The organism is Sulfuricurvum sp. RIFCSPLOWO2_12_FULL_43_24, from assembly GCF_001829605.1.
Lineage (GTDB): Bacteria > Campylobacterota > Campylobacteria > Campylobacterales > Sulfurimonadaceae > Sulfuricurvum.
In genome coordinates, this window is record NZ_MIBT01000002.1 from 1 (window position 1) to 2417 (window position 2417).

The window sequence follows — 2417 nt, forward strand, 5'->3', positions numbered from 1 at the left end:
AAGTGTGAAAAAGGTTATGTTCGTCAAAAATAAAGGTAAAAAGCTCGGGGACAGTGTAGTCTTGGATATTGACCATATCCAGAGGTTGTGAGAGGCGCTCTTTGGCTCGTTTATCCTCAAAAATAACACTGATGTTGCATGTTTGGGCGACATCACGTACCAAATCCATGAGGGTGAGGGCTCCCCCACGGTTTTGGTAAGCGCTGAGGCTAAAACGTTTGTTTTCACACATCTCTGCATGCAGAAACGGTAAGAGTAATACGAGCAATAAAAATATTTTTTTCATGGAACATCCTTTGTACCGAGTACGCGGCGGTTTGAACCGACACTGATCATTGTGAGGCGATTGCCATCTTTAAGGCCGACGAAATTATTTTGAATGTAGGTGACTTCTTTGTTATCGACTTTATCGCCGATTGCGTACCACGCACCGTTGATAAACGCTTTATTGTTCATCACGGCACTCACGACGGTTGGGATAACGGTAGGAACTGCCGCCATCATAGGCGGAGGGGGGCGCAAGAGGGATGAAGATGATTTTGGTTTGGACGTTTTATAGAACGGATCATACATCTGCGCATGCAATAGAAATGATACGCTTAAACAAAGGGTGATTCCGATAGAGAATTTTCTCATAGAGCTATCCCCATATAGAGGATAACCGCTTCAAAACGCGGTTTCTCCTCATCTGTACGGACCTGGACGCTTTGAACTTCTACCAGCGTATTTTGGGATTCGACAAACGTTAAAAAATTGGCGATGGCAGGGAAACTTCCCGTTCCGGTAACGGTCAGCTTTTTAAACTGTTTCACTTTGCCGAAGAAAATTTTATCCGTGTCTACGGATTCCATAAGCTCGATTTTAAGCCCTAATCGTACTGAACGTTCCAGTAAAAGATCAAGCATTTTGGCGTAATGACGGTTATCAAAGATAAGCCCTTGAGAGGCTGCCATTTGGAGTAAAAGGGCCTGTTTCTCATTTTCTAACGCGCTATTTTTAGCCTCTTCTTTGATGGTTGCTTCAGCACTTTGTATTATTTTGCTACGGTACGCTTCGGGAGAATTTTCACCAATTTGAGTCACAAGAGCACTGTTTTGCTCTTCCAAAGCCGTGAGCTCATCCAGTGCATCAGAGAGATAAAACATCCATCCCATCACTAAAATACCCAAAGCACTTCCAATGTAGATCATCCATCGCTGATTGGATTCATAGGCATTCAGTTGTTCGTCGAGGTTGTCGAGCTGTACGTCTAGGTCGTTCATCGCGTCACCTTTACGAGACTGTTATAGGTCGTATTGTTATTGTCCAGTTTGATCTCATGGGTTTGAACATCCTGATATCCGCGAGCGTATAAGCCGCTCATTAGTTTGGCGATGTCATCACGCTTGCGATACTCTGAAACAACAAGAATATTCATCTCTTTGGAACCGTTTTGTTCCATCAACATCGCTCCGAGGCGATAACGTCCCAGTTCGGCGGTGGTATCGAGGAGAAACTGCTGACGCGCGGCATGCATATCATGAATCAAAACGGCAGTATCTTCCGCACCGTGATAGAGAGCTATCTCATGCCGAAGGGATTTGGATTTGTTTTGCTCATCATGGAGACGGGCATTATTTTGTTTGAGTGTTGCTGCAAGGGTTGAAGTCTCTTTTTTGAGGGTATCGAGTTGGGCAGTTAACTCAGTCTGACGACTCTCTTCATTACTAATCATCCAACCAATTGAAATGGAAGTAATCAATACAATAAGGAGTGAGCCCCCTACAAAACCTAAAAACTTTCCGCTTTCACGTTTATACCAAGGGGCTTTACGTAAATAGGGGGAAAGGTTAAGCATCCCCTCTTTAGATTCAGCGAGCGCGTCACTGCAGAGGGCATCATGAATACTCTCAAGAGGGCATCCTTCTCGTGTTAGAGACGTAAAGGTTACCCCTTTAACTCCATACGCTTCAAAAACACTGTTCAGTCCGAGGATACTTTCCCCTTCGAAATCGAGGTAGCAGTTATCGATTCCGCTAAGGCCGAAGAGTCCTCTTTTGTGGTTGATAGTATGGACAATCCGCTCGATGTTTTTACCGATTTTTTCTTGGAGAAGGATGTATTTATTTAACTCTTCGGGAAGATAATTTTCTTCAATCACCCCTTTGGTATGCAAGAAGTTTTTGAGTTTGGGAAGATCTAAGCCTGTATCGACGGCGATGGAAGCGAGGGTTTCGATACTGCGATGGGCGATGTAGTGCCCCTCTTGGTAGATAGCGGCATAGGCCTCTTCTTCACCCCAGTAGATAAACAGATCATTTTGAGCGGATAAGGTCGGGTAGAGGGATCCATATATCATAAATCCGGGGATGATACGGTCAATCGAAGGTGATTTAGCGAGGGAAGCTCCGAAATATTCGTTTGCTTTGGTGAGAGAG

General features: G+C 44.5%; 4 protein-coding genes. All 4 read right to left on the bottom strand.

Features of this window, described 5'->3' with window-relative positions:
* Positions 1-286 (bottom strand): hypothetical protein (locus A3G19_RS00030; RefSeq protein WP_294869891.1); only part of this gene is annotated, 286 nt, incomplete at its 3' end.
* A complete protein-coding gene (locus A3G19_RS00035; RefSeq protein ID WP_294869893.1) occupies positions 283-636 on the bottom strand; it encodes a hypothetical protein in 354 nt (117 codons plus the stop codon). The genes A3G19_RS00035 and A3G19_RS00030, both read right to left, overlap by 4 nt.
* Positions 633-1262 carry a hypothetical protein gene (locus A3G19_RS00040; protein WP_294869895.1) on the bottom strand — a complete coding sequence of 210 codons (630 nt, stop codon included), beginning with the start codon at positions 1260-1262 and terminating at the stop codon, positions 633-635. Before A3G19_RS00040 ends, A3G19_RS00035 begins: the two co-directional genes overlap by 4 nt.
* The coding region (locus A3G19_RS00045) for a hypothetical protein (protein WP_294869897.1) at positions 1259-2417 on the bottom strand (1159 nt) is incomplete at its 5' end. The genes A3G19_RS00040 and A3G19_RS00045, both read right to left, overlap by 4 nt.

Excerpts from the sequence above, each read along its gene's own strand:
- A3G19_RS00035 (WP_294869893.1), bottom strand. The coding sequence starts at position 636 with ATGAGAAAATTCTCTATCGGAATCACCCTTTGTTTAAGCGTATCATTT.
- A3G19_RS00040 (WP_294869895.1), bottom strand. The coding sequence starts at position 1,262 with ATGAACGACCTAGACGTACAGCTCGACAACCTCGACGAACAACTGAAT.